Source organism: Stenotrophomonas daejeonensis, from assembly GCF_001431505.1.
Classification (GTDB): domain Bacteria; phylum Pseudomonadota; class Gammaproteobacteria; order Xanthomonadales; family Xanthomonadaceae; genus Stenotrophomonas; species Stenotrophomonas daejeonensis.
On sequence record NZ_LDJP01000027.1, the window covers coordinates 1 to 6,789 of the forward strand.

Genomic DNA, 6,789 nt, shown 5'->3' on the forward strand with positions numbered 1-6,789 from the left:
TGTCGATTCGGCCTAGGGGCAGCGCTGGTAGCGCTCGCGGTTCATCTCATCGCTCTTCGCATCCTTCGGGCCAACGCCCCCGTGGCTCTGGCGTCGTTCTTTGGGACCACGCTCCTCGCGATGGCACTAGCGGGCCTGCTCTCTTTCGGCGCAAAGACGCTCGCTGCTTGGCTTCTCGGCGCGTTCCTAGCATCGCTGGCGTACCGCAAGCTGCGGCCTAACAATGCGTTCAAGCCGAAGCCGCTTCGCGGCTCGGCTTAACTTTGGTGTTAGGGGGCTTGGGGTGGCTATCGCAAACGATGATCAACTGCGCGAAGCGGCTGAGAAAGTCTCCGCGCTCGTTCAAGAAATGCAGAACTACTTGGGCGAGAGAAACGCAGAGGAAGGAAAAATTCGCTTTCCTTACGGGTTCATTAGAACTGCCAATCACTTTCGTGGGCGCGTTGCATTCCTTGAGGATCACACACTTCAATCCAATATTGCATACACACTAATCTTGTCGGATGTTCTTCGCTGGGCACTCAATCGGATGCACGTCGTTGGAACTGCAAAAGAAATGCTTGCAAAGCAGATAATTTGCGTAATGGGCGGTGTGGCGGAGAGTACAACAAAGCACTACCTGCGCGGCCAAGTCGGCGCCCATGCCGGTTACAAGGTCAGAACCGCGAAACTGGTCGAGATCGGCGCTATAACCAAAGACCTAAAAGACGAGCTTGACTGGCTATGGGACACTCGAATGAACGAGCACCTGTTTTTAGTGGGGGAGCGCGAGTATCAGCGCTATTCGGTAAGAGAGTCGAACCGCGCAGTCAGAGCGTTCAGAGCTTTACGAGATTCGCTAGAGGTGCACCATGCGGCCGCCCCCTAACAATTCATTCAAGCCGACGCCGCTTCGCGGCGCGGCTTAATTCAGGCGTTAGGGCTCATAGGGAGGTTCACGGTGCTCATAGAACTGCTTCTTGCAACTCAGCTAGCTTCAGCCGCTATGGGTTTCGATCAAGCCAAGGCTTTGGCTGATGACAATGAGGCAAACCTCCCCAAGGAGATCAGCTCTCAACTGTTGCAAGCGCAAGGCAACGCGCTCGGATCAGCCATGGTCACGTGCGGCCGTCCCGGCATGGACCTTTCGGCGTTTACCGTAGTTTTCTCCCTCAATGCTGACGGCTCGGTGGCAGAGAGCTGGCGCACGGGTGAAACACCATTGGCCCAGTGCGTGCACAAGGCAATATCGGCATCCGGCCTTGCTGGACAGTGGCCGACACCCTTCTACACGTCAATAGAGCTGTCGTTCAATGAGCCCTAACAATTCATTCAAGCCGACGCCGCTTCGCGGCGCGGCTTAATTCAGGTGTTAGGCGCATGACTATGGCTCCCGAAAACGTCAATGCTTCGATCGGAAAGGCCGTTCTGGCAGCGCAGCACTTTGAGCAGTGGCTGGTTCTCGCCTACTACCACATGCGCATCGTCACGGAAGACGAGTTCTCACTCACGGATGCGCAACTTTCTGACTATAGGCTGTTCAAAGTCCCAACCAAAAACCTGATCAAGGCATTAGCGCAAAAGTCGCAAATAGATCCGCAGCTTGAGTCACGGATCAATGCTCTCCTTGAGCAACGCCATACCGTGGTGCATCGTTGGTTTCTGGTCAATGGCACACTCAGCACTCACACACCTGAGCGCTGGAGCAGACTTGCCGCAATAGCTGAGTCAGTTGCATCTGAAGCCATGGAGCTTTCATTCCTCCTGCTTGGCTACATGGGTGAAAGTTTTCGGCAGCAAGTTGCCGGCGAGGATTCATCGCAGGTCAAAGAGCACATATCGCGCATGTTCAAGGACCCGGAGCGTGCGCCTAACAATTCATTCAAGCCGACACCGCTTCGCGGCGCGGCTTAATTCAGGCGTTAGGCTCATGAAGCAAGTCTGTCGCAATCTGATGCTCGCACTCTTGCCACTGGCCAGCTTTTGCGTTTGGCGAATCGGCTTATGGGCATTTAGCTATTTTGGGTGCCAGGACTCCGGTAAGTTCATCGAGCCATGCTTTGCATACGGTCACAACATCCAAGGATGGCTGGGGGTGTCACTCTTCTGGGCACCACTCTTACTCTTTCTGTCACTCCCGATCTGCGGCTGGTTGTTGTTCGAGAGTCTTCTACGTAAGCTCCATTCCAATGGCGCCTAACAATTCATTCAAGCCGACGCCACTTCGTGGCGCGGCTTAATTCAGGCGTTAGCTGTCACAGGAGGGAGCGTGGACGCCGAACTATCTCAGATCAAGATCCTGCTATGGGTCATTCTCGGCCTCCAGCTTTTGTTCGTTGTCAGCAACATCTTGTGCCGCATTCTCGGCTGCGGAGAGCAAGAGAAGACCAGCTTCAGAGATCTTATGGATCAAGGGAAGATTCAAGAGGTCCTGGATCTGACCAAGAAGCGACTTGAGACTCACCCGCGAGACGTCGATGCACTCTACTTTCGCACCAAGGCACTTATCGCCAGCGGGCTCACGGAAAGTGCGCGCCGCCACATTTCTCAGTTAATGATCGCAGAGCCTTCTCTTATATCTGTGTGCAAAGATTGGCTAGAAGCGCTCGATGCAGAGCAAGCCGGTGACAGCTAACATTGCGTTCAAGCCGAAATTGCATCGCTACGCCGTCAACATGGCAGAAAAAGCTTGCCATGTTGCCAGCTACGCGCTGCAATTCGGCTTAACTTGAGTGTTAGGCCTTTGGTTCGTGGCAGTGTTGTAGCCGGGTTCCGAGCGAGTTGCGGCATCGCGCTCATCCGTAGCGTTTGCACTTCGCACGCGCGGGAGCGGCATCGGCGGTCGCTCGTGACGCAGCTCGGCTTCGGACAGGCGAGGCTTCCGCACAAGTACGATCATCCTGAATCGGCCTCGTGCGGGTTGGCGGTGCGGGTTCTCAGCCGCGCGAGGCGGGAAATCTGACTCCGCCCGCAGCAAGTTCAAGCCCAGGCTGTTCGCTCAGACTTGTTGTACTGTTCGGCTAGGGGTTGGGTCGCAAGTCCGGGCAGGGTGCCGGGCAGCGGCGGCCTAACAAGTCATTCAAGCCGACGCCGCTTCGCAGCGCGGCTTAATTCCGGCGTTAGGCAGCCAGGAGACATTTTTGGAAACTCTACTCATCGCATTCCTTGCCGTTCTCGCAGACCCGATCCGTTGGATCATCTGCATTCTCTCGGCATGGTTCATTCGCAACTACATCGGTGCATTAGCCGCTGGCATTGGCATTACGGTCGGACTTACGGCAATGCTTGTCCGCAATCCCAATGGACCGCTTCTATTCATTGGTGCCATTGCGTCCGCTATCATAGTTTCTATCTTCTACTTCTGGCGCAAGAGCCGAAGGGAAAAAGCAGCTAAAACATCGGCATAACCCATCAAATGGAGAGTTTGCTTAACGTTCTCATAGTCATGGCCTTCTTTGCGGCGGCTTCTGGACTTTTCTTCTTCATTGGCAACGTGCTAAAGAAATCCGGTGCGTCCAAAAAGACCGAGAATAGGCTGGTTATCGTAGTGCTGGCTGTTGTCATCATTGCTTTTATCGCCATCTTTGGCGGCAAAGGTGGCGGCGGCTCGTCGGACAATGATGATTACTGGGGCGACCGTGCAAGGCGGCGATAGTTCGCTGGCTGGTCTGCCTAACAATTCATTCAAGCCGACGCCGCTTCGCGGCTCGGCTTAATTCAGGTGTTAGCCCCCTAGAGAGAGATCCAAGATGGTTGAGAAAATTAGAGTCTCTCTGTGGGACATCTTCTCGTTCTTCCTCACCGGCCTCCTGGCCATGCTTGTTTTGTTCGCGTTCTTTATGGCCTACGGCGGCCTTACGCTCAAAGAGCTATTTGACGCGCTCTCCACTTTCCCAGCAGCAATCACCCTTGTTGCTGCGCCGCTCGCCTTCACGCTTTTCGGCATGGTCATAGAGCCTTTTGCAAACTACTTTGATCGGTACGCCTTGAAGTACATCCTCGGTTGGGTATCAAAACCAAAAGAAAAACACAGCCACGAGGAGACTCTCCTTAAAGAGGAAATCCGATCCAAGTACATGGGCTCCCTCAACGGCAAGATCGATAACCCGTATGCCATCTGCAAGGAATACGTGGAGACCAAGCAGCTAAGCACCACGTTCATGGTGTACTTGTCCAGGTACGGCTTCTATCGCAATTGCGCGTTCATCTCGGTCGCGTCCGGTATTGCCGCGCTTTTTCTTGCTTCCACATGGTGCGGCGGCATTCTGGCGCTTCTGTTCGGTGTAGCGGCTTCCGCCGTGTTCAAACGGCGGGCTGAGGACTTTTACAGTTACATGGCTCCAGCGGTGTATCGCGCGTTCCTCATCGACAAGGTCTCATGGGTCCCCGGCAACGGGGGCTAACAATTCATTCAAGCCGAAGCCGCTTCGCGGCTCGGCTTAATTCAGGCGTTAGCCTTCTTCTGGAGATCCATGCATGTCGGCAATGATTCCAAGCCCAAATGAGCCAGTACTGCCGGCACTGCCTGCGACAGTTCTACCTGCAATTGCGGCACTTACGGCTTCGCTTGGCATCCCGAGAACGGTTCTGGCAAGTGACGAGGAGATCGCGTACGCATGGCGGGATTTACCGCGAGAGCTTCGTGAGATACCCGCGGAGCTTCGCGATGCGCTAATTGCTCGCATGTGCGTAGCAGTCAGCACCGGATTGTTCGACGGTGCAATCAACTATGCATGGAATGCGGCAATAATTCAGTTGAGAAGCAAGGTCAAGAACTTTGGGTTGCCCATAGTTGCACAGATCTTGCAAACTGACTTTGAAGAGAAGCACCTGCTAGAGCTTCAGGACAGTCGATTACTCGATCTCTGTCTCAAGCTCAACCTCATTACTGAGGACGGCTTCTTCTTTCTCGATCAGTGTCGCGACGTCAGAAACAACTATTCTGCCGCTCATCCTACGATTGGCTCGGTTAACGATAGGGAATTCGTTACCTTCTTAAATAGATGTGTGCGTTACGCGCTTGCTGACACGTCTTCACCGCGTGGCGTAGATATTGGCGCGTTTATCGCGGCCATAAAAGGCGCAAGATTCACGGCCAACCAGTTCGGGGTCTGGGTACAGCGCCTCAAAGACACACATGATGCCCAACGGCAGCTGCTTGTGGGCATGGTTCATGGCATTTACTGCGACCCGAATGCTTCCGAGCCATCGAGGCTGAATTCCCTTGACATCTGCGAGAGCCTAAAGGCCTCATTCAATGCAGCCACACGCTCCGATCTAGTCAATAGGCATAGTGAGTACGCAGCGAAGGGCGATGAGCCTCGGCACACTGCATCGGTCCAATTCTTCGAAAAGCTCGGATTACTCGCACTCCTTAACGAGTCGGAGCAACACGCTGTTTTTTTTCGCGCCACCGAGCGACTGTGGAATTCCCACAATGGAATGAACAATTTCTACAACGAGCCTCCCTTCGCAGAGCGCCTCTACGAAATTTCTCAACAAGGCGCGGTTCCTGAGACGGTCCAGGAACACTTCGTCCAAACCATATCCTGCTGCTACGTTGGTAACGGCTATGGCGTTTCGTGGGCTGCTGCCGCAACTTACGAGAAGCTTATCCAGTCGTTCTCTCCCAGGGAGGTCGCCACAATGGTTAGATTGGCATCCTCGAATCAAACGGTCCTTGGCCGCCGTGTCGCCAGCCTTCCTTCATGTCGGCAACGCCTCAAACAAGCTCTGCAAATGATTGACCCTGCGAGCGTTCCGAGTGGCGTCAAAGCCTGGTACGACCACTTCACGGCGTAATAAGGCTAACAATTCATTCAAGCCGACGCCGCTTCGCGGCGCGGCTTAATTCAAGCGTTAGAGGGCAATAGAACGTGTACGGGCCGCCTGCCATTCTCTACAAGTACCTCGCCCCTGCGCGTCTCGATGCACTCACAGAGTCAAAGTTGCGCTTCTCGCCATTGAGCGCTTTCAACGATCCGTTTGAGGGACGGCCTGACATCACTGATTTGGCTCCAGAAGGAGCGCTGGAGAAGGCTGTATGGGATGGCCTCCCCGCGATGTTAGAAGAGGAGTATCACAAAGCTCCAGAGCAGATTCGTTCGCTCGTTACTGTCGAACAGTTTGTTGCAATGTGCATGGCCGATCCAACTGGGATCGTAAGCAACCTGCTCAATCAGGCTAAACCCATCACGGCACGCCTGGCAAAAAGCCTACCCGACATGCTCAACGAGCATGTCGGCACACTTTGCTTGACAGAGATCCCCGATAGCCTGCTGATGTGGGCTCACTATGGTGCAAGCCACACAGGGTTCGTTGTTGGGTTTGATACGAGCAATAGCTTCTTTCACTGTCCACGTAGCGACAAGGATGAGTTTCATCATCTGCGGAGAGTTTCGTACCGCGCCACTCGGCCCGGCGGCGCGCTTCTGGACCTTGATAGTCCAGAGCTGTTCTTGTGCAAGAGTGAGCACTGGAGCTACGAGAATGAGTGGCGCATCCTCAAACCTCTAAAAGAAGCATCTTCTGTCATTAGTCTGCCAAGTGGAGATGTTCACTTATTCTCGTTCCCTCGAGAGGCCATTAAGTCAGTTACGCTTGGCATGAGGGCCGAAGATAGCCTTAGGGCGGCGCTGAGGAAGGAAATTAGCGCTCAACCTGAGTTTCAAGCCGTAGAGCTGTATGAGGCATACGCTGATAAGACAAACTACTGCGTGCGGAGGTCACGAGTTGCCCTCTAACAATTCATTCAAGCCGACGCCGCTTCGCGGCGCGGCTTAACTCAGGTGTTAGACCGCTCAGGAGATT

The 6,789-nt window shown here is 54.2% G+C and carries 10 protein-coding genes; all 10 read left to right on the forward strand.

Going from position 1 to position 6,789, the window contains the following annotated elements:
* The coding region (locus ABB34_RS15530) for a hypothetical protein (protein ID WP_211258164.1) at window positions 1–261 on the forward strand (261 nt) is incomplete at its 5' end.
* Between the two features lie 22 nt (window positions 262–283).
* Complete coding sequence (locus ABB34_RS15155; RefSeq protein WP_152979517.1) at window positions 284–868, forward strand: hypothetical protein; 585 nt, start codon at window positions 284–286, stop codon at window positions 866–868.
* A gap of 72 nt (window positions 869–940) precedes the next feature.
* Window positions 941–1,303 (forward strand): hypothetical protein, encoded by a 363-nt coding sequence (locus ABB34_RS15160; RefSeq protein ID WP_152979518.1) that lies wholly within the window; start codon window positions 941–943, stop codon window positions 1,301–1,303.
* A gap of 56 nt (window positions 1,304–1,359) precedes the next feature.
* Window positions 1,360–1,893, forward strand: coding sequence for a hypothetical protein (locus ABB34_RS15165; protein ID WP_152979519.1), 534 nt, complete (start codon window positions 1,360–1,362; stop codon window positions 1,891–1,893).
* Window positions 1,894–2,248: 355 nt separating this feature from the next.
* A complete protein-coding gene (locus ABB34_RS05295) occupies window positions 2,249–2,614 on the forward strand; it encodes a tetratricopeptide repeat protein (RefSeq protein WP_057640213.1) in 366 nt (121 codons plus the stop codon).
* A 505-nt stretch (window positions 2,615–3,119) separates the two neighbouring features.
* On the forward strand, window positions 3,120–3,386 hold the full coding sequence (locus ABB34_RS15175) for a hypothetical protein (RefSeq protein ID WP_152979520.1): 267 nt from the start codon (window positions 3,120–3,122) through the stop codon (window positions 3,384–3,386).
* Between the two features lie 38 nt (window positions 3,387–3,424).
* Entirely contained in the window at window positions 3,425–3,634 is a 210-nt protein-coding gene (locus tag ABB34_RS05300; RefSeq protein WP_152979521.1) for a hypothetical protein, read from the forward strand.
* Between the two features lie 94 nt (window positions 3,635–3,728).
* Entirely contained in the window at window positions 3,729–4,382 is a 654-nt protein-coding gene (locus ABB34_RS05305; RefSeq protein WP_057640215.1) for a hypothetical protein, read from the forward strand.
* A gap of 73 nt (window positions 4,383–4,455) precedes the next feature.
* Window positions 4,456–5,781, forward strand: coding sequence for a hypothetical protein (locus ABB34_RS14790; protein WP_169788704.1), 1,326 nt, complete (start codon window positions 4,456–4,458; stop codon window positions 5,779–5,781).
* Between the two features lie 161 nt (window positions 5,782–5,942).
* Window positions 5,943–6,722 carry a DUF2971 domain-containing protein gene (locus ABB34_RS14795; protein ID WP_152979522.1) on the forward strand — a complete coding sequence of 260 codons (780 nt, stop codon included), beginning with the start codon at window positions 5,943–5,945 and terminating at the stop codon, window positions 6,720–6,722.
* The last annotated feature ends 67 nt before the right edge of the window (window positions 6,723–6,789 follow it).